The following is a 20151-nucleotide window of genomic DNA, read 5'->3' as shown; positions in this document are numbered from 1 at the left end:
GCTTGGCGCCGCCAAGCAACGCGCCGCTCAGCTGGTGCTTCAGCGTCAGGCACTGCGATCGGGCAAGTTTGACGATGCCGGGGACGTCGCTCTTTTCGCAGGCCTGCAGCAATTGCTTCTGCTGCTCGATGATCAGCGGCATGAAATCGCGCGACTTGAAGCCGAGATGGAGCGCCCGTTCCGACTGGTCGAGGATCTGGCTGAGAAGCCGTGCCAGCCGCAAATTACCGGAAAGCTCGACAATCGCCAGGCGAAAGGCACGATCGGCGGCGAAGAAGGCAACCGGACTGCGCAGCGTCTCGGGCTTCAGCACCTTTCTGGCTACGAACCTGATCTCGTCCAGTCCGCGCTCGGTGATATCGGTGGTGGCAACCCGGAACACTTCCGGCTCGATCAGGCTGCGGACATCGAAGATCTCGTTGACGTCGCGCAAGGTCAGCGTCGTAATGACATAGCCGCGGCGCGGCTCGCTCCGGACTAGGCCTTCCTGCATGAGACGGGCCAGAGCCGAACGGATCGTCGCCTTCTTGATGCCGTAGCGCGCCTCGATCTGCTTTTCGGTCAACGCTTCACCGGGCAACAGGACGCAAGCGACGATATCGCTCTTCAGCTGTTCGTAGGCCTGTTCGCTGCGCAGCACATCCGCTGACGACAGCGCCGTGGTCCCGCCGGGGGACGCGGCCGATTTCGATGGCGTGGCCTTTGGCGGCGTCATGCTTCTCTCGCTTTGCACCGGCCTTGACAGTGGCCATCTTAGCTATGCTAACTGAGCATCTCAGTAAGGAGCTGTGGCATGCCTCTATCCGCCGACTCCCCTCTCTATCCCGCGATCAAGGATATCGTCAACGCGGCTGCAGGCTCTCATCCCTTCGATGAGGTCAAGGCCGTCTTGAGCGACTACATCAATCGCTTCCATGCGCTCGGCGGACTTGTCCATGAGGAGGATGAGGACGAGCTGCTGCTGCATGCCAGCCCTGGGCTGACGATCTACCACATCACACTTTCGCCCGGGGTGCAGTATCCGCCGCACAATCATCGGATGGACGCCTTGATCGGCATCTACTGGGGCGGCGAGACCAATTTCACCTACAAGCTGGCCGGCGATCAGGTCGACGAGCCGGAGCGGCAGGATTTTGCGGCGCCGGCGCTGGTGCGCATGTCTTCCAACACCATCCACTCGGTCGCCAATACCGGCAGTGCCCGCTCCGGAGCCCTGCATGTCTATCTCGGGGATCTGCCAGGCACCGATCGCCAACTGTGGAGCCTGGCCGACAATCGGCCGGAGCCGTTCGACAACATCCGGTACATGGCTGGCGCGCGGCCCATTTAGCAATCGATATCCGAGTCCGAATACCCTTGCGGGGCTGGACGATCGGTGATTGACATGCAGGTATTTACCTGCATATTGTGACCTCACAACAGAGTGAGGCTGATGGACGCCGACAAGGTTTTCAAAGCGCTGGGCGACCCGACACGCAGAAGGCTGCTCGACCTTCTCTGCGAGAAGAACGGGCAGACGCTTGGCGAGCTTTGCGAACATCTCGACATGGCAAGGCAATCCGCCACCCAGCACATCGACCTGCTGGAGGCGGCCAATCTGGTGAGCACGGTCAAGCGTGGCCGCGAAAAGCTGCACTTCATCAACCCGGTGCCGCTGCACGAAGTCTACGAGCGCTGGGTGCGAAAATTCGAACGGCAGCGGCTCAGCCTGCTGCACGACCTGAAACAAGAACTAGAAGGAGACGACCAATGACCACCAGAGAGACGACCAGTTTTGTCTACGTGACCTACATCCGCTCGACTCCAGAGAAAGTGTTCGAGGCCATAACCAGGCCCGATATCGCACGGCGCTATTGGGGCCACGAGAACGTCTCCGACTGGAAGCCGGGATCGAAGTGGGAACATATCCGCGCCAATGATGAGCGCACCGTCCAGATCGTCGGCAAGGTCGTTGAGGTCTCGCCGCCGACCCGTCTCGTGATGACCTGGGCGAGCCCCTCGCAGGCCGCCGATCCTGCAAGCTACAGCCGGGTGACCTTCGGCATCGAGGAATACGACGCCATGGTCCGGCTGACCGTCACCCATGACGAACTCGAAGCCGGCTCCGGCATGGCGAAAGGCATCAGCCAGGGCTGGCCGGTTGTGCTGTCCAGCCTGAAATCCCTGCTGGAAACCGGCAGTGGCATCGACGTTTTCGCCAAGCCGAAATCGGCCTGATCCAGGAGGACCAACAATGACCAAACGCTATACAGGCGGCTGCGCATGTGGAGCCATTCGCTATGAGACGAGCAGCGAGCCGATCTTCCAGAACCATTGCCAATGCCTGGATTGCCAGAAGCGCGCCGGCACCGGCCACGGATCCTACCTGACCTTTGGCCGGCGCGCCGATATGGCAATCACCGGCGAGGCAAGCACCTGGCGGGTGGCCGGCGACAGCGGCAACGAAAAAATCCACGCCTTCTGCCCGACATGCGGAACGCCGGTCTTTCTGACATTCGTCGCCATGCCAGAGCTGATAACGGTCCACGCCACCAGCCTCGACGACCCCAGCGTTTTCGAGCCGCGGGTGGTCACCTACACGATCCGCGGCCATGGCTGGGATAGGACCGATCCCTCGCTGCAGACATTCGAGCGAATGCCTCGGGGATAAATTCACTAGCAAACCCGCGGTTGGCTAATGCCGTGCCGAGTGCTCGTCGCTGGCGAGCGCTTCGGTCTGATGCCGGTGTCCGCGCGCTTCGTAGCCGACGACGGTGACGGCCGGCGCCAGCATGAGGATGACGAGGCAAACCGCCATGTCGACGCCGGCGGACGCGGCAAGGATGGCAACCGCCACGACCGCCGCGGTCGCGACCAGCAGCCAGATGTGGAACGGGTCGAACCGCCGGACGAGATAGGTGTAGAGCGCATAGATCGCCGCCAGGAAGACACTGACGGGAATTGCCGTGGCAAGCAGCGTCGCAAGCGGGCCGATATGCGCCTTGTGCTCGATGAAATAGGCCGCGACATGCAGGCCGGCGCCGGTCGCAACAATTGCCGCGACGATCAGCATCTGGCCATAGCCCCAGACGAAGGCGCGGTTGCGGTGGGCATGCAATATCGGTGCCGATGGCAAGATATAATAGACCCACCACATGCCGAATGTGAGCCCGGTGCCGGCGATGCAGACCAGAGCCGCATCCACGGTCCAGCCTTGCTCCTCGACCACCGCCGACAGGCTCGCGAGCGTACCGACGACGCCCTCGCCCAAAGCGATGATGGCGAACAGGCTGTAGCGCTCGGCCATGTGGTGCGCATGCCAGGGCGTGCCGCCATCGCTGCGTTCGGCAACCACTGGCCCCGCCAGTTCGATGAGGCCAAGGATGACGGCCAGTATGATGCTGGTGGAGACCGGGAAATCGACGACGATCTGCACCACCCAGCCGATCTGGGCGATGGCGATGGCCGTGGCATAGGTCAGGCAGGCGCGGCGCCGGGCGGGGTCTTGTCTCGCGGCGCGCAGCCACTGGAAGATCATCGCCACCCGCATGATCACATAGCCGAACACCATCACCGAATTGTCGAGATGCTCGCCATGCTCGATGGAGGCGAACATGCGCGGCAGGCCGATCGCCAGCACCAGCACGCCGATCATCTGCACCATGGTGACGAGGCGGAAAACCCAGTCGTCCGTGTCATAGGCCGAGGAGAACCAGGAGAAATTGATCCAGGCCCAGCAGATGGCGAAGCTGGCGAAAGCGAAGCCGAGCAAGGCGGCCGTGGTGTGGCCTTCGGCCAGTGCGTGGGCAAGCTGCGAGGAGGCAAAGCTGAATGCCGTCACGAAGGTCAGGTCGAACAGAAGTTCGAGCGGGGTGGCGACACGATGCCCCTCATGCGGATCGCGCCCGACCATGCGCCTGATGTGATGGTGCAGGGTTTCGGAACCGACAGGCGTGGTGTTCATCGCGCGGTCTTCGTTGGAGCCTGTTTATCTGACGCAATCCGAACGGCTTCACACTTTTACCGGAAACTGCCCCATGGTCGTCAGCCGACACTAGAGGCAGGAAAGACAGCGTCAAGGCGCGCAACCAGGACCGCAAGCTGCCAAGTGAAATGGGTGCGGTATAGGCCGCGCCTAGACGCTGCGGCGCTGGCCGGTAAGCCGACTGGCGGCGGTCTCAGCCATGGCGTCGGCAAGCTCCAGGTCCCATTGTGACCGGCAATAGGCGCGGAAATCGAAGCAGGGCAGGCCGGGGCAGACCTCGAACTCGATCAGGTGGACCGTGTCATCGGCCTCAACGCGCAGGTCGACCGAGAACACGTCGCGCAGGCCGAGCCCGCTGATCAGCTGGCTGGCGATCGCCCTGATCCTGGCGTCCGCGATCGGCTGGACATCGGCAACCGCGACGAGCTCCGGTTCGACATAGTGTCCTGCCGCCTTGGCGGCCTCGCCGGTTTCGCCGTAGAGCGCCATACTGTCCGCCATGGTCTGGAAATCGGCGCCGGAATCGACAAAGGCGACGCCGAGCGCTTCGACACCAACTTGCGGCGTCAGTCCGAGGAAGCTGGCGCGCACATTGCGGCCGGCGACATAGGGCTGCACGACGACGTCGTCGCGATAGGCGGCGAACACCCGCCGGCTAAGCTCCAGTGCGTGGCCGAGGTCGCTGCTGCGCGAATCCGGCCAGATGCCGATCTTGGCGCCAAGCCGGTTGGGCTTGACGAACCAGCCAGCGGCGGAGGCCGGCGGCTCGACCAGCCATTTGCCATCCCGGGCAAGGCCGGCCTGCGGCACCGGCAGGCCGAGCGCGCCAAGCACGGCGCCGGAGCGGAATTTGTCCTGGCAGAGTGCGAACAGCGAATCATCGGCGCCGATCGTCCTCAATCCGTTGAGCCGGGCCAGCGCGGGTGCCGCGCCGCCACGGAAATAGGCGATGCCGTCGGACAGCGTCCAGACCAGCGTGTTCTGCGCATCCGCACCCTCGAGCGCCTCGGTGGCATCGTCGAGCGCCACCGGCGCAAAGGCGAGACCGCGCGCCTCGCAGGCGGCGGCAAGGGCACCGAATTCGAGGGCGATATCCGTCGACTGCGCCAGATAGGACGAGATTTCGGTGGCGCGCTGTGGCGCGTAGCCGTCTGATATCAAGCGGTCGAAGCAAGCCTTTTCCGGCTCGTAGACAAGGATCAGCTTTGGCTTGTGGTTCGACATGAACGATTCCCGGCAGTGCGATCGCCTACCATCGCACGGCCGCAGCAGACGGCTTTCGCGAAATCGACCCGAGCCGGACGCTTGGGTGACAGCAGCGCTCTGGATATGGGCCGCGACTATCGCCCCAGTCTGTTCAGGCGATCTCTGTTAGGCGATCAGCACGCGCGGTTCGAACCGGCCATTGACCGGAATTTCGATAAGGAAGGTCATGCCCGCTTGCGGATCGAGCTGACGCTGTTTCTCGTCCTTGCCCTTCCAGGCCGAGGTCACCGCCAGCCGATCGGCCTTGGCGCCGACAAAGGCAGGGCAGGACGCCTGCGTCACCGGCATGGGAATTTCGCGCAGCAATCTGCCTTCGGGCGAATAGGCCTTCACCGCCTTGCCGCCCCAGACGGCATTCCACAGCACGCCGTCGCGGTCGACGACGGAGCCGTCGACGTAGCCCTTCGAAGAACGATGGTCGACGAACACCTTTGGCTCGCCAACCGGCAGGCCGGTGGCCGGATCGCAGGCGGTACGCATCAAAAGGCCGGTCGCGGTGTCGGTGTAATAGGCGATCGTCCCGTCCTGCGAAAAACAGATCGAGTTCGACACGGTGATACCGGTGTAGAGCGTGCGCAGCTCGCCCTTGAAAAACCAGTAGATCGAGCCGGCGCCCTTGCTCTCGTCCTTGGCCATGGTGCCGACCCAAAAGGCACCGCAGGGGTGGACACGCGAATCGTTGGAGCGGGTGAGCGGATTATCGGCCTCGATCGGCGTGTGCAGCGTCATCTTGCCGGTCGCGACGTCGCGAACAAAAAGCCCGGTCTCGGTGGCGATCAGCTGGCGCTGGTCGTCGATGATGGCGATGGCGCTCGCCATCTGGCCAAGCTCATGGATCTTCAGGGCGCCCGTGAGTGGCTTTTCCAGAAGCTTGCCGTTGACGATGTCGAACCAGAACAGCGCATCGGTGGCGGGATCGTAGCTCGGCCCCTCGCCGAGTTGGCAGATGTGATCGGAAAAAACCGAAACCTCGCTCATCATGCGTCTCCGAACACCGCATCCCAGGCTGCCACGGCAGCGTGCGCCCGCGCGGCCACCTCATCGACACTCATGCCGGGCTTGAACAGGCTGGAGCCGAGGCCGAAGACCGTGACCCCGACCGCCTTGTAGCCGGCAAAGTCCTTCTCGGAAACACCGCCCACGGCACCGACCAAAGTCTGCGCCGGCAGCACCGCCCGGATCGCCGAAATGCCTGATGCACCCAGCGCGCTCGCCGGGAAGAATTTTAGCGCCGAAGCGCCTAACCGGATCGCCTGGAACGCCTCGGTCGGTGTGAACACGCCGGGCATGGTCACCATGCCGTAATGCATGGCGCGCGCCATCACCTCGGCATCGATGTTGGGGCTGACCAGGAGCCGCCCGCCGGCCTGGTGCAGACCGTCGACATCGGCTGCCGTCAGCACCGTGCCGGCGCCGACCAGGGCCGACTTCGGCAGCACTTGGACAATCCTGGCGATGGACGAGAAGGGCTGGGGCGAGTTGAGCGGCACTTCGATCGCCTCGATGCCGGCATCGAACAGCGCCTGCCCCATGGCAATCGCTTCAGTGGCTTTCAGGCCGCGCAGGATGGCGACCAGCCCGCGCTTGAGTTTCGGAAAGGCAGCGGTCTCGGTCATGCCAAGGCTCCGGTTCTGGGGATCATGCCGTTCTCGCGCGCGGCCTCGACAAGGCCCGCGCGCACCGCTTCATCCGCGTCGACGGTGCGGAAGGCAAGCCCCGCAAGGTCGAGTGCGGCCTGGTAGAGTACTGCGAGCGCACCCGAGGCGATCAGCACGACCGGCGCATCGCCGGCGCCATAGCGGCGCTTCGCCGAGGCGATCTCGCCGCCGATCAAAAGCCCGGACAGGCAGGCCGCCGCATCCTCAGACTTCAGGTCCTGCAGGAGCCCGGCGGCACGGATGGCAAACAGTTTTGACGTGACGTCGCCGCCCTCGCCAAGCGACCGTTCGCACCATTGCCGGAAGAACGGACTGTCCGCGGCCACCGGAGCCGGATGCTCGCCCAGCGAATGCTTGAGGATCGAATGCGCTGATAGCACCGAAAACAGTTCGCCGGTCGGCCATGTGCCGAAGCCGGCCACCGCGCCGTCCTCGACCACGACCCATTTCGAATGCGTGCCCGGCATGCAGGCAAGATGCCGCCCCTTTGCCGGCAAACCAGCACCGGCAAGCTGTGTTTCCTCACCACGCATGACATCCGGCGCGTCGGCCAGACGCTGGGCGAGGCCCGGCACGATGCGGATGTCGCGTTTCTGATCAGCCACCCGGGCGGCACCGCCGAGAATAGCGCCGATCGGCGCAGGCACGGTCACATAGGGCGCCTCGATCCAGCCCTGGCGGGAGCCAGCCATGCCGCAGATGATGACGGGTAGCGTTTCCGGCGCGCCCATGGCGGCCAGATGGCCTTCCAGCACGTTCGAAAATCCTTTTTCACGCGCGGTGATCAGGCCGTCATCGCCGCGACGCTCGGCAATCACCTTGCCGCTGCCGTCGATCAGCCATGCCCGGAGCCGGGTCGTGCCCCAATCGAGTGCCGCTACCGCCGGAGTGTTGCTGGCAAACCCTTGGCTCACAGGAAGCCTCCGTCGACAACAAGCATTTGCGCCGTCAGCATGCGCGAGGCATCCGAGGCCAGGAACAGTACCGTGCCGACCATGTCGTCCGGGCGCATCACATCCTTGATGCACTGCTTGGCCACATGGGCTTCAAGCGCCCCTTCCGTCACCCAACGTTCCTGCTGCCGTTCGGTGATCACCCAGCCGGGCGCGACGGCGTTGACGCGGATGCGGTCGGGCCCAAGCTTGCCGGCCAGCCCCTTGGTCAAGCCGAGGATGCCCGCCTTGGCGGCGGTATAGGCCGGCATGTCGGGGTGATTGATCAGGTAGGATGTCGAGGTGAAATTGATGATCGAGCCGCCGCCGGCCCGCTTCATGCCCGGCGCCACCGCCTGCGCGGTGAAGAAATGTGGCCGCAGGTTGATCGCCTGGTTGTTGTCCCAGAACTCCACCGTCACGTCCTCGACGGCGTGGCGCTCGTCCCAGGCGGCATTGTTGATCAGCACGGTGACATCGCCATGCACTTCTGCCGCTTTGGCCGCCGAGACGCGCAAAGCATCGATATCGCGCAGGTCGGTCTTGAGGTAGAGCGGCCGCCGCTTGAAGTCTCTCTCGATGCGGTCGGCAAGCAACGTGCTCGGGCCATCGGCGATGTCAATAAAGGCGACATTGGCGCCCTGGCGGACAAAACCCTCGGTCAGCGCCGCGCCGATCCCGGAGCCGCCGCCGGTGATCAGTACCGAGGCTCCCTTGAGGTCGGCAAAATCCGCCGATGGCATCATGTCTATTCTCTCCGCGCTTAACCGGCGCGCATCCTAGCCACGCAAGTCGCGCGGGCAAGGGCGAAAAGCTGGATTTGCGGCTTATGTCAGACAAAACGACAATGCGCCGCACTGGAAGCGCGCGGCGGAATCGGCGGAATGCTGATTACGTCGAAAATCGCCGGTCAGATCGCCTTGGCGCGCAAGGCGCCACGGAAGGAATCGCGGAGATAGCCGAGCGTGGCGTCGGCATCGACCGGCTTGCCAAAGAGATAACCCTGCCCGCCGGCGCAGCCGAACTGGACGAGGCGATCGGCCTGCGCTTCCTCTTCGATGCCTTCGGCGACCACATCCATGCCGAGCCCCTCGCACATGGCGAGAATGGCGCGGATGATGTGCTCGGACGGGCGATCATCGAGAATGGAGGAGACGAAGGCGCGGTCGATCTTGAGCTTGTCGAAATGGAATTCGCGCAAGCGGCCGAGCGAGGACTGGCCGGTGCCGAAATCGTCGAGCGAGACGCGGATGCCAACGCGGCGCAGATCGTCGACGATCTGAGCGGCCGAGGCCGGGTCGTTCATCAGGCCGGTCTCGGTGATCTCGATCTCCAGCCGGCGCGGATCGAAGCCGGTGCGGTCGAGGATCGCCAATATGTGCAGGCCGGTGTTCTGGTCGACGAGCTGCGAGGGCGACAGGTTGAACGACAGGAACAAGTCCTTCGGCCAGCTCCTGGCCGCCTCGGTCGCCTTGCGCAGCACCAGCTGCGACAGCGGGCCGATAATGCCGCGTTCCTCGGCGATGGGAATGAAGACCGTCGGCGGCACCGCACCGAGATCGCGATCGGTCCAGCGCGCCAGCGTCTCGAAGCCGATGGTGCGGCGCGTGTTGAGGTCGACGATCGGCTGGAAGTGTGGCTCGACCTCGCCGGCCGAAACGGCGCGGCGCAGCGCCTGCTCGATGCGGGTGACGCGCTTGGCAGCTTCTTCCATCTCGCGCGTGTAGACGACGACGCGGCCACGGCCGGAACGCTTGGCGTGGTAGAGCGCCGTCTCGGCCTTGTTGACGAGGATTTCGGTGGTCTCGTCGCCGGAATAAAACAGCGAGCAGCCGACCGAGGCCGAGAGCCTGGCGGTGCGTTCGCCGACATCGTAAGGCGCCGACAGGATCTCGATCAGCATGCGGGATTTTTCCGCAGCCGCCTCCTCGGAAAACACCAGCGGATAGAGGAAGGCGAATTCGTCGGCGCCGATGCGGCAGACCGTCGAATGGCCGTCCATCGAGGCGCGCAGCCGCATCGCGACCTGGATCAGTATGTCGTCACCGGCCTTGTGGCCGAACAGATCGTTGATCGGCTTGAAGCCGTCGAGGTCGAGAATCCCTACCGTGAAGGGTGCGGGATCGTCGGCACGATCGCTGATCAGGCGATCGACCTTGTCGAAGAAGCGGCGATGGTTGCCAAGCCCGGTCAACGGATCGGTGAATGCCAGATCCGTGCTTTCCCTGTTTGCCTGACCGGTGCCAAACGAAGTTTGCATCGGTGTCCCTGTTTGCGACGTCGGATTTCTTTCCAGACTGTCAGCAAACCCTTTAGGAAACGTATCCCCAAATCGATTATTCGCGGGTAAAATGCATTGCCTTGGGGAAGGTCGATGCAACTGGGGTCAACCCCTTGTTTTCAGACCGATCTTCAGCCGTTTGGCCGGACGCGATAGAGCTCAAGCGGAGCGCCACGGGTCTGCGCCACCGGCTCCAGCCAGTCCGGCACGCTGCCGCGCATCAGCCCGGCCAGGAAACCGTCCGGCGCCTTGGCCGCGAACAGCCGGCTTTCCGTGTTGCCGCGGCAGAGTGCGACAAGGCCGACATGGTGGCTTTCGACGATGGCTTTGGCGTCGCTGGCAGAGCCCAGCAAGGCGTCGAACACCAGCAGGTTGCCGGCGACGTTACGGTGGTAGGGCCCGGCGAAGACGCGATGGCCGGTGAAGGCGAGGATCGGCGAGCCGAGATTGGAGATGGCAAGGACCGTGGTGGGGGCCATCGCGCCAAGTGCGGCGAACGATGCCTTGCTGTTGCAAGGCGCATCGATGCTGGAGTCCTGGACAGGTGCGCCGGCCTCGAAAGCGCTCGATGCGGCCTCGGCGGCGCCCGACCAGATTGAGTTCACCGAGATCAGCCAGGCCGCGGCCATCCGGAGCACCGAGCCGCTGGACGGGCTGGTCTCGGCCCGCTGCCGCCATTTGGCGATCCAGGCCGAAAGCGGGATCACCGCAAAGGCGATGGAGAAGGTCGAGCCGCGCACTTCCCAGGCGCTGACCAGGACCGCCACCACCAGCAATGCGCCGACCAGGCTGTCCTGCCGCCGCCAGCCACCACGGCTGAAACGAAGCGCCATCAGGACGATCGCCACCAGCGGCGTGGCAAAGCGCGCCACCGCCCTTGCCGGGTCATCGGCGACGAGCTGGGCGATCGACTGCGCCTCTTCGATATAGCCGAGCCACATCTGCTGCAGGCGGGGGTCGAGATGAGCGTAAGGCGCCGCCAGGCATTGCGGGAACAGCAGCACCACGACGAGAGCGAGAGCGACGGCAAGCAAGCCAAGCGCCATCAGGCGCCGGGCAGCCGTGGCGTTGGCGACCCTCAAGGAGGCGATGACAGCCAGTCCAACGCCGGCAAGCCCGGTGACGGCGAACTGCACGACCGAGAATGTGTCGCACTGAGCCTGACCCCAGGATGACACCGGGACTGTGGTGACGAAGACGACAGCCGAAACGCCGGCGACGCCGAGGCCGAAATCTCTGGCGATCAGCCTTTCGCCGTCGCCCTTGACGAGAAACAGCAGCGCGACGGCGGCGCCGAGGGTTCCGGCATAGGGAGCGCTTTCCATGCCGATGGCCAGGGTCAGCGTGGCGCAGATGCCGGCGACAAAGGCGGCCGGCCGGCGCGTGGGCGCCTCGAGCAGCAGAGCGAGGCTCGCCAGCGTCAGCATCAGCTGGACATTGTGGTGATCGAGCGCACCCGGCGAGAAAATGCCGATGTAATACAGGGCCGCGCCACCGACGACGGCAGCGGGCAGCACCGCGTGCGGGCCGGCGAAAGCGCGCGCGGCACGGATGATGAAGAAGACAGCGAGCCAGAATTGCAGGGCGGGCCAGAGTATCTGCACGATCTGTTCGGCGAGAGCGGTGCTGCCCGTCACGGCGGATACGGCAAGAATGCTCAGCGCCAGCGGCGCGTCGAGCAGCCGCGACCAGTGCATGACGAAGCCGCCTTCCAGCCCCATCCGGTACTGATGCAGGTCGAACCAGCCCTGGCCGCCCATGAGGTCGCGGACTTCGACCAGCTGCAGCAGGCTATCATTGTCGCCCGCCGGATTGGCCAGTTGCGGGAACCCGGCATGGGCATTGAGGGCCAGCAGCAGCAAGGCGGCAAGCAGCGCGAACGCGATATCGGACCTCCCCGTGGAAGTTCCGTCCCTTGCTGTGCTCATCCCCGGGCGCCCTTGGCGGGAATGCCGGGCCTTTCCAGGCCAATCGACACTCATGAAGTCGGCCTTAAACCTAGCCTTAACGGCTTCAATAAATAGTAAAACCGCCTTGAGAAGGCCGGTTTCCGGCGCGCGGCCGTGTGGTCGACAAGGCATTCGGAGACGAAAATGCCGCAAGACGTCCGCCAAGAGCCTGTCATCGCCGTGCTGCTGCCTTGCTACAATGAGGAGCTGACCATCGCCGAGGTGGTGCGGCGGTTCCGCGAGACGCTGCCGGCTGCCACCATCTATGTCTACGACAACAATTCGAAGGATCTGACCGCCCTGCGTGCCCGTGCGGCCGGCGCCATCGTGGTGCGCGAGCCACGCCAGGGCAAAGGCAATGTGGTGCGGCGCATGTTCGCCGACATCGACGCCGACATCTATCTGATGGCCGATGGCGACGGCACCTATGCGCCCGAGGACGCGCCGCAGCTGATCAACACGCTTTTGACCGAACGCTCCGACATGGTGGTGGGCATCAGGCGCGGCGTCACCGACGATGCCGGAAGGGCCGGCCATGCTTTCGGCAACCGCGTCTTCAACAGCCTCTACAAATGGCTGTTCGGCAACGATTTCACCGACATCTTCTCCGGCTACCGCGTCTTCACCAGGCGCTTCGTCAAGAGCTTTCCGGCCGTCTCCGGCGGCTTCGAGATCGAGACCGAAATGTCGGTGCATGCCTCGCAGCTCAAACTTCCGGTCAGCGAAATCGCCCTCGACTATGGCCGCCGGCCGGAGGGCTCGTCGTCGAAACTGTCGACCTTCCGCGATGGTGCAAAAATCCTCTGGATGTTCGCAATGCTGATGAAGGAGACGCAACCGCTGCGCTTTTTCGGCGCCTTTTCGCTGTTCTTCCTGGCCTCGAGCCTGTTCCTGATGGCGCCGGTTCTGGTCGAGTTCGCCGAAACCGGCCTTGTCCCGCGCATGCCGACCTGGGTGCTGTCGGTCGGCCTTCTGCTCTTGTCCATGCTGGCGGCGGTGACCGGACTGATCCTTGATTCCGTCTCACGCGGTCGCGCCGAGCAGAAGCGTATTTTCTACCTGTCCATGCCTTCGGGTCGGGTCGAGCGGCGCGCCAGCGCGATCGCACCCGCCGCGGCAAAGGCCGCGCCGGGCAAGACACCCCGGGCAGCCTGAGGCAGTGAGCCGCCTCGTCCGCTTTGTCTTCGCCGGCGGCATCGGCTTCGTCGCTGACGCGGCGGCACTCTGGCTGCTGCTCGCCGTCACGCCGCTCGGACCGTTCGTCGCCCGCATGCTGTCGATCGGCTTCGCGCTTTGCGTCACCTGGCAGCTCAACCGGCATCTGACGTTCTCGCCGTCAAACAGGGGGATGGCACAGGAAGGCGCCCGCTATGGCGGCGTCGGCATCGCCACCAGCATCGTCAATTATCTCGTCTATTCGGCCATGCTGTTCGCGGTGCCGGCGACCCCGCCGTTGGCGGCCCTTGCCGTCGCTTCGCTGGTCGCGATGACACTGTCCTTCCTTGGTTACTCGCGGCTGGTCTTCGACCGTTAAAGCTCTGGCCCGATTGGCAGAAGGCGCGGCGACCCTTATATCGCTCTCGTCGACTGCGTTGGGGACCCGCCATGAAGCTGAAAATCGCCGTCCAGATGGACCATATCTCCACCGTGTCGATCGCCGGCGACACGTCGTTCGCGCTGTCGCTGGAAGCGCAGCGGCGCGGCCATCAATTGTTCCACTACACGCCCGACCGGCTGTCGCTGCGCGACGGCAAGGTGTTCGCCCGCATCGAGGAGATGCAGGTGCGCGACGAGAAGGGCAACCATTACTCGCTGGGCGAGAAGGTGCGCACCGACCTGTCAGAGATGGACGTCATCCTGCTGCGCCAGGATCCGCCCTTCGACATGAATTATATCACCACCACGCACATCCTCGAGCGCATCCACCCGAAGACACTGGTCGTCAACGACCCGGCCTGGGTGCGCAACAGCCCGGAAAAGATTTTCGTCACCGAATTTTCCGACCTGATGCCGGACACGCTGATCACCAAGGATCCGCTTGAGGTCGCCGCCTTCCGCAAGGAGTTCGGCGACATCATCGTCAAGCCACTCTATGGCAATGGCGGCGCCGGCGTCTTCCACCTGCTCGAGGGTGACCGCAACCTCGCCTCGCTCTTGGAAATGTTCGGCCAGCTGTCCCGCGAGCCCTATATCGTGCAGCGCTACCTCAAGGACGTGCGCAAGGGCGACAAGCGCATCATCCTGATCGACGGCGAGCCGGTCGGCGCCATCAACCGCGTGCCGGCCGAGCACGATTCCCGTTCCAATATGCATGTCGGCGGCCGCGCCGAGAAAACCGAACTGACCGAACGCGAGCGCGAGATCTGCGCCCGCATCGGCCCGTCGCTGAAAGAACGCGGCTTCATCCTGGTCGGCATCGACGTCATCGGCGACTACATGACCGAGATCAACGTGACCTCGCCGACCGGCGTGCGCGAGGTGCAGCGTTTCGGCGGCGCCGACATTGCCAGCCTGTTCTGGGACGCGGTCGAGGGCAAGCGGAAGTAGCCTCCGACACCTGCCGCATGCACGATCCCCGGGAGGAGACACGTGGCAAGCATCCTATATAATAATCTATTTTTAATACTTTCCATTTGTTTTGGAGTTGCGGCGTCCCTGGTCAATTTTTTTGGATTGAGCAGCATGAAAGGTAGATTTTTTCGCCCGCTCGACGATGAAGACCGACGCCTATACGGACTCGCTTCGATACTTGTTATTCTGGCAGTCATTTTTATGGCTGCTCATATCCACTCCCTGGGTGGATCAAAATGAGACCGCTCACGGCGAAATTATCCGTTTTCATTTCGTATTAACCATGTTCCGCTTTTGCAACCGGGCTCAATCTGGCTGCAACCCTTGCGATTGCCTGTTCCCGTAATGTTCTTGATTTGACCGGGCGATTATATCGTTGACAAACCAAAGCCGGAGAGGTAGAAAGATTCCAACAACTTAGGAACTTTCGCCATGTCCGTCCTTTCCCGCCCTCACTTCCGCGACGAAGCCGCTGCTTTCGAGCATGTCGAGGGTATGTTGTGGCCTTATGGCCCGGTCTGCCATCACTGTGGTTCGATGGAAAAGCCTTACAAGCTGGTAGGCGTCCGTACTAAGGCTTCGAAGAAAAATCCGAACGGTATCGAGCGTCATGGCCTGTACAAGTGCCGCGATTGCAAAGGCCAGTTCACCGTCCGCATGGGCACGGTCTTGGAAGAAAGCCATTTGCCGCTGACCATCTGGCTACAGGCCATCCACCTCATGTGTTCGTCCAAGAAAGGTATCAGCGCTCACCAGCTGCACCGCACCTTGGAAATCGGCTACAAGGCGGCTTGGTTTCTGGCGCACCGCATTCGTGAGGCCATGCGCTCTAATGACTTCACTCCCATGGGTGGCGCCGGCAAGTTCGTTGAAGTGGACGAAACCTACATTGGCCGTTTGAAGGGCGTTCCGAAGCAGAAGGCTTCTGCTGCCCACAAGAACACCGTCTTGACGCTTGTCGAGCGTGGTGGCCGCGCCCGTTCGTTCCACATCACCTCTGCATCTGTTTCGCAGATCGTCCCCATCGTGAACGCGAACATTGACCGCGAAACGATCCTGATGACGGACGAAGCCCGCCAGTATCAGCGCGTCGGTGCAGAGTTCGCCGCCCATGGCACGGTCGAGCATGGCGCTGGCGAATACGTTCGCGGCAAGGTCCACACCAACACCGTGGAAGGCTTTTACAGCGTCTTCAAGCGCGGCATGAAGGGCGTGTATCAGCATTGCGCCGAACACCATCTGCACCGCTATCTGGCAGAGTTTGATTTCCGCTATTCGAACCGCTCGGCCATGGGCATTGAAGACAACGTTCGTTCGCTCATCGCCTTGAAGGGCGCAGCCGGTAAGCGTCTGACCTATCGGAGACCTATTGAAGTCTAAGCAGGATCACTACCGCAAGCCAGTCCAGTTAAAATTACCGCTTTGGCGATATGAGAAGCGAAGGAAAAAGTGAATCGCGATCAATGGGTTACGCCGAATTGTCAGTAACCTTTTGATTCGGTTTGATTTTTCCCGACGATCAGATTAGTATCTTTGTTGGCGGGGTACGCCGGAACCCCCTCGGGCGGCATCGTAGATGCCGCAGTCGGACGGACGGTCGCCCACTTTGGATGGTGGCCTAAAAGCCCCCGATGGCAACGAGGCCGGGACCCGCCGCTTTCATATCTCATAGCCGTAGAACCGGAAGACTTTCTTCTGCGCGTCGGTGAGTTTCAGCGTCCAGTTCTTCCACGGCAGCAGCGTGACACCGTATCCCGCATACAGGCCATCCCCACGGGATGCCACGCGATCCTTGAGAGCTTCCGCGTACTCAGTATTCCACTTCTTGGTTCCGGCGTTTGCCGCTTGATAAAAGGCGCTGGCAACCACGTCTGCAATCTGGCAACCCGCGTTTTTGTTGTGCTCAATGACCTCAATCAAGCGATGGTCGACGACCCGAAAGTCAGGGACATTGGCTGTCTGGTAAATTCGTCCATTCTCGGATTGTTTTGCCAGTAGGTGTATGTACGTTTCAACGTGTCGGTACGAATGCCCACCACGCTTCGAAAACACCAGCTTTACGTGTTTCGGTTTCCCCGTCTCACTGATCGAGCGCCGCGCGCACCATTGGCTCACGCGCTCCAGCAGGATGCGGATGCAATAATTGTAGAAGTAGTTATGCATGTGGAAAGTGACTGCTTCGGCTTGGGGATTGCGGTAACCCCGCATATTCTTCTTGTTTGAGGCAACCACGAAGAACCGCATATTTTCGGCGGCTAGGGCTTGGCAGACGGGTAGCTTTTTGTGTTCGACCAGATTGCGAAAATGCAAGTCGGGACTTTGTGTCGAAAAGACCGATTTCTTGATTGTCTGTATGAGTGGCACCAACTCAGGTTCATAGGTAGCGCGTACGACTGCGCAACCGACCGTGAACCACTCACTCGCGCCATTCGGATCTATCGGTGCAACAGTTTTGATACCAGGGTCGCCAGCTTCATCAAAATAAGCAATGAAGTACGGGTCCGGTAAACTCCCCTCAGAGGCCATTCGATATGAAAACGACCGACAAAGAAAAGAGTCAAGTGGACAAGGAATCCGCTTTGGCGAAGGACAGGCAATACCAGAAGTTTGTAGAGAAGGCCCGCGAGTTGGGAACTGACGAGTCAGAGGAGAACTTTGACCGTGTATTGAAGAAGGTGGTGAAGGCGCCGCCGCCGAAGGACGCGAAGAAAGCCAGCGGAAAATAACTGGCCGATAAGCACCGAAACGGTGACGAAACGATTGCAAAAACCGCCGAATACGGCCAAGATTCGCTGGTCAAAAAAAGACCCCGCATGAAGCGGGGTCTGAGGGTCTGGCAAGCTACATTGTCTAACGGATCGGAAGTCCGCGACAATGCTCTCGGACGAACTCAAGTCGTCCAAAACGTACACGCACGTAGAATGTGACGTGTACGGCCTTCGGCCAAGAACATGTAACCATGTTCGTGTCCTCCGCCGGGATGGTCCCCGGTTAACCGAAACGCAGGATCGCGCCCCGCCGGGTTCAGGGCGGGTCCTGTGTCGGTCTGGAGTTAGACCAAATCAAACATTAGGTGATTCGTAGGTATCCGACGACTCCAACAAGTCGCGGTACCCGGTTTCCACAGGGGCTAATTCCCCTACGGCAGGGTAGCGCCTAGCGCCCGATGATATGGTTGATAATTGTTTCGTCGGGCTCGCAGTCGGTGAAATCTTTCAAGAGCAGCCGGGCATGTTTCGCCCAATGCTCTTCAGCCATGTTTAGCTCGATTACCGACTTCCTGAAGGCGTTGCGCACAATGTCGAAATCGAAGGCCGAAATGTGTCGGTTTCCATGGTCCTGGTCCATGATCGTAGCTCCCGAGGATGGGCGGGAGTTTTGCGAACTCTCAAGCGCCGACGCCCACAACTGCCAGTCAGCGACGATAGCGATTCATAATCCGTTTGATCAAGGGTTCAACGGGATTCCACTGTACGGTTTTTACCAAGGGCAGAAGGCGAATTGCCATCCTATTATCGTTCGCTAATTTTGGCGCGCGGCGCCCCCAAGTGCCGCAGAGTGGCCGGCGCAGGGGATTTCTCAGGCACATCTCTGCGCCGGCCACTTTATGAGCCGGGTTTGTCAACGACATAATCGCCTTTGACCGAAGAATTGTGATTGTCTCCTGCGAGGGCCATTCTTGGCCAATCGCGTGGGTTGCGGCCTGGGGGCAAAAAATGGTGGCGAGGGTTCGCACGGTTGCTTTCCAGGGCATCGAGGCCGTGCCGGTCGACGTGCAGGTGATGATCGCGCCCGGCAAGGTCAACATGCACATCGTCGGCCTGGCCGACAAGGCGGTGGCCGAAAGCCGCGAACGCGTGCAGGCAGCGCTGCATGCGTCGGGCCTGTCGATGCCGTCGAAGAAGGTGACGGTCAATCTGGCGCCGGCCGATCTGCCCAAGGAAGGCAGCCACTACGATCTGCCGATCGCGCTTGGCCTGATGGCCGCCCTTGGCGCCATTCCGGGCGACATGCTGGCCGGCTATGTCGTGCTTGGCGAACTCTCGCTCGACGGCACGATTGCCGCCGTCGCCGGCGCCTTGCCGGCGGCGATCGGCGCCAATGCCGAGGGCAAGGGGCTGATCTGTCCCTTCGCCTGCGGGCCGGAAGCGGCCTGGGCCGGCAAGGACTTCGACATATTGGCGCCGCGCAGCCTGATTGCCATCGCCAACCATTTTCGCGGCACGCAGGTGCTGTCGCGCCCGGAGGCCGGCATCCATGCCTCGGCACGCGACCTGCCCGACCTTGCCGACATCAAGGGCCAGGAAACCGCCAAGCGGGCGCTGGAAGTGGCGGCGGCCGGCGGCCACAATCTGCTGATGGTCGGCCCGCCAGGCTCGGGAAAATCGATGCTGGCGCAGCGGCTGCCATCGATCCTGCCGCCGCTGGCGCCGAAGGAATTGCTCGAAGTCTCGATGATCGCCTCGGTGGCGGGCGAACTCGGCGAGGGCAAGCTGACCGACCGGCGGCCGTTCCGCGCCCCGCACCATTCGGCCTCGATGGCGGCGATGGTCGGCGGCGGGTTGCGTGCGCGGCCGGGCGAAGTGTCGATGGCCCATCATGGCGTGCTGTTCCTCGACGAGTTCCCCGAATTCACGCCGCAGACGCTCGATGCGCTGCGCCAGCCGCTGGAGACCGGCGACTGCATGATCGCGCGCGCCAACCATCGCGTCACCTATCCGGCACGCATCCAGCTGGTGGCGGCGATGAACCCGTGCCGCTGCGGCATGGCCGGCGAACCGGGCTATCGCTGCCTGCGCGGCGATCGTTGCCGCACCGACTACCAGGCGCGCATTTCCGGCCCGCTGCTCGACCGCATTGACCTGCGGATCGAAGTGCCGGCGGTGTCAGCCAGCGACCTGATCCGGCCCGACCGGGCGGAGAAAAGTGCTGCGGTCGCGCTGCGCGTCGCCCGCGCCCGCACCATCCAGCGCGAGCGCTTCGAGCGGCTCGGCGTGACCAGCGCCACCACCAATGCGCATTGCGCACCGGCGGTCATCGAAGACATCGCCATGCCCGACGCCGCTGGCCTGTCGCTGCTCAAGGACGCCAGTGAAAAGCTCGCCTTCTCGGCCCGCGCTTACCACCGCGTGCTGAAGGTCGCGAGAACGCTCGCCGATCTCGACGCCAGCGAGACGGTCGGCCGCATCCATCTCGCCGAGGCGATTTCCTACCGCATGAGCTCGGAGCGGGTGGCACAGGCGGCCTGAAACTCGCCTCCAGTGGTTGCCTTGGAAACCAAGATGTCATAAAGAAAATAGGAGGTTTGACTTGTGGATTGAAGTTACTCTTTGGAACGATGAGCGCGTTTTCGTGAATTTTGACAATGTTGCTCACGTGAGTAGATCCACAAATGATCGATGATTTGTGCGGTTTGCAGACAATGATATTTCACGCTTGGAAATAGTTGCGACAGAAGCTCAAATCCGAGATATGCTTTCGGCACGATAGTTGTTCACGTGCTCTCGCGCGGCGCTGCCTAGATTGGAAC

Annotated in this window: 21 protein-coding genes; 10 read left to right on the top strand and 11 right to left on the bottom strand. The window is 62.4% G+C overall.

Features of this window, described 5'->3' with window-relative positions; all coding sequences use genetic code 11:
• A partial coding sequence (locus tag AC1DX0_RS14060; RefSeq protein ID WP_477355749.1) for a GntR family transcriptional regulator occupies positions 1–715 on the bottom strand: 715 nt, incomplete at its 3' end.
• Between the two features lie 78 nt (positions 716–793).
• On the opposite strand from AC1DX0_RS14060, the gene AC1DX0_RS14055 reads away from it, so the two are divergent.
• From AC1DX0_RS14055 to AC1DX0_RS14040, 4 genes are all read left to right on the top strand, one after another.
• A complete protein-coding gene (locus tag AC1DX0_RS14055) occupies positions 794–1330 on the top strand; it encodes an autotransporter (protein WP_477218944.1) in 537 nt (178 codons plus the stop codon).
• A gap of 102 nt (positions 1331–1432) precedes the next feature.
• Entirely contained in the window at positions 1433–1753 is a 321-nt protein-coding gene (locus tag AC1DX0_RS14050) for an ArsR/SmtB family transcription factor (RefSeq protein WP_027062292.1), read from the top strand.
• Entirely contained in the window at positions 1750–2217 is a 468-nt protein-coding gene (locus AC1DX0_RS14045) for an SRPBCC family protein (protein ID WP_027032227.1), read from the top strand. The genes AC1DX0_RS14050 and AC1DX0_RS14045 overlap by 4 nt, the downstream gene beginning before the upstream one ends.
• 16 nt (positions 2218–2233) lie before the next feature.
• Positions 2234–2650, top strand: coding sequence for a GFA family protein (locus AC1DX0_RS14040; protein ID WP_477218945.1), 417 nt, complete (start codon positions 2234–2236; stop codon positions 2648–2650).
• Between the two features lie 24 nt (positions 2651–2674).
• Here the strand turns inward: AC1DX0_RS14040 and AC1DX0_RS14035 are convergent, their stop codons facing one another.
• From AC1DX0_RS14035 to AC1DX0_RS14000, 8 genes are all read right to left on the bottom strand, one after another.
• A complete protein-coding gene (locus tag AC1DX0_RS14035; protein ID WP_477218946.1) occupies positions 2675–3943 on the bottom strand; it encodes a low temperature requirement protein A in 1269 nt (422 codons plus the stop codon).
• Positions 3944–4114: 171 nt separating this feature from the next.
• Positions 4115–5188: a D-alanine--D-alanine ligase family protein gene (locus AC1DX0_RS14030; RefSeq protein WP_477218947.1), complete on the bottom strand. Its 1074-nt coding sequence runs from the start codon at positions 5186–5188 to the stop codon at positions 4115–4117.
• Positions 5189–5335: 147 nt separating this feature from the next.
• Positions 5336–6208, bottom strand: a complete 873-nt coding sequence (locus AC1DX0_RS14025; protein ID WP_477218948.1) for an SMP-30/gluconolactonase/LRE family protein — start codon at positions 6206–6208, stop codon at positions 5336–5338.
• The gene (locus AC1DX0_RS14020; RefSeq protein WP_477218949.1) at positions 6208–6846 is read right to left on the bottom strand and encodes a 2-dehydro-3-deoxy-6-phosphogalactonate aldolase; all 639 of its coding nucleotides are present in this window, start codon (positions 6844–6846) and stop codon (positions 6208–6210) included. Before AC1DX0_RS14020 ends, AC1DX0_RS14025 begins: the two co-directional genes overlap by 1 nt.
• Positions 6843–7802 carry a 2-dehydro-3-deoxygalactonokinase gene (locus AC1DX0_RS14015; RefSeq protein WP_477218950.1) on the bottom strand — a complete coding sequence of 320 codons (960 nt, stop codon included), beginning with the start codon at positions 7800–7802 and terminating at the stop codon, positions 6843–6845. The genes AC1DX0_RS14020 and AC1DX0_RS14015 overlap by 4 nt, the downstream gene beginning before the upstream one ends.
• On the bottom strand, positions 7799–8566 hold the full coding sequence (locus AC1DX0_RS14010; RefSeq protein WP_477218951.1) for an SDR family NAD(P)-dependent oxidoreductase: 768 nt from the start codon (positions 8564–8566) through the stop codon (positions 7799–7801). Before AC1DX0_RS14010 ends, AC1DX0_RS14015 begins: the two co-directional genes overlap by 4 nt.
• A 164-nt stretch (positions 8567–8730) precedes the next feature.
• On the bottom strand, positions 8731–10080 hold the full coding sequence (locus tag AC1DX0_RS14005; protein WP_477218952.1) for a putative bifunctional diguanylate cyclase/phosphodiesterase: 1350 nt from the start codon (positions 10078–10080) through the stop codon (positions 8731–8733).
• Between the two features lie 152 nt (positions 10081–10232).
• Positions 10233–12029 (bottom strand): GtrA family protein, encoded by a 1797-nt coding sequence (locus tag AC1DX0_RS14000; RefSeq protein ID WP_477218953.1) that lies wholly within the window; start codon positions 12027–12029, stop codon positions 10233–10235.
• Between the two features lie 165 nt (positions 12030–12194).
• Between AC1DX0_RS14000 and AC1DX0_RS13995 the strand changes: the two genes are divergently transcribed.
• The 4 genes from AC1DX0_RS13995 to AC1DX0_RS13980 all read left to right on the top strand — a co-directional run bounded on the left by AC1DX0_RS13995 (position 12195) and on the right by AC1DX0_RS13980 (position 16001).
• A complete protein-coding gene (locus AC1DX0_RS13995) occupies positions 12195–13205 on the top strand; it encodes a glycosyltransferase (protein WP_477218954.1) in 1011 nt (336 codons plus the stop codon).
• Positions 13206–13209: 4 nt separating this feature from the next.
• On the top strand, positions 13210–13584 hold the full coding sequence (locus tag AC1DX0_RS13990; protein ID WP_477218955.1) for a GtrA family protein: 375 nt from the start codon (positions 13210–13212) through the stop codon (positions 13582–13584).
• A 71-nt stretch (positions 13585–13655) separates the two neighbouring features.
• Positions 13656–14597 (top strand): glutathione synthase, encoded by a 942-nt coding sequence (gshB, locus tag AC1DX0_RS13985; protein WP_477355746.1) that lies wholly within the window; start codon positions 13656–13658, stop codon positions 14595–14597.
• 456 nt (positions 14598–15053) lie between these two features.
• Entirely contained in the window at positions 15054–16001 is a 948-nt protein-coding gene (locus tag AC1DX0_RS13980; protein ID WP_477218957.1) for an IS1595 family transposase, read from the top strand.
• Positions 16002–16280: 279 nt separating this feature from the next.
• On the opposite strand, the gene AC1DX0_RS13975 is transcribed toward AC1DX0_RS13980, so the two are convergent.
• Positions 16281–17147 carry a DUF3800 domain-containing protein gene (locus AC1DX0_RS13975; RefSeq protein WP_477218958.1) on the bottom strand — a complete coding sequence of 289 codons (867 nt, stop codon included), beginning with the start codon at positions 17145–17147 and terminating at the stop codon, positions 16281–16283.
• Between the two features lie 5 nt (positions 17148–17152).
• Here AC1DX0_RS13975 and AC1DX0_RS13970 point away from each other — a divergent pair, with 5 nt between their 5' ends.
• Positions 17153–17347, top strand: a complete 195-nt coding sequence (locus tag AC1DX0_RS13970; RefSeq protein ID WP_477218959.1) for a DNA-binding protein — start codon at positions 17153–17155, stop codon at positions 17345–17347.
• Between the two features lie 430 nt (positions 17348–17777).
• Here the strand turns inward: AC1DX0_RS13970 and AC1DX0_RS13965 are convergent, their stop codons facing one another.
• Positions 17778–17969, bottom strand: coding sequence for a hypothetical protein (locus AC1DX0_RS13965; RefSeq protein ID WP_477218960.1), 192 nt, complete (start codon positions 17967–17969; stop codon positions 17778–17780).
• Between the two features lie 368 nt (positions 17970–18337).
• Between AC1DX0_RS13965 and AC1DX0_RS13960 the strand changes: the two genes are divergently transcribed.
• A complete protein-coding gene (locus AC1DX0_RS13960; protein ID WP_477218961.1) occupies positions 18338–19870 on the top strand; it encodes a YifB family Mg chelatase-like AAA ATPase in 1533 nt (510 codons plus the stop codon).
• Positions 19871–20151: the final 281 nt, after the last annotated feature.

The organism is Mesorhizobium sp. P3_A9 (assembly GCF_056402975.1).
This window is presented reverse-complemented; position numbering and strand designations above follow the sequence as displayed.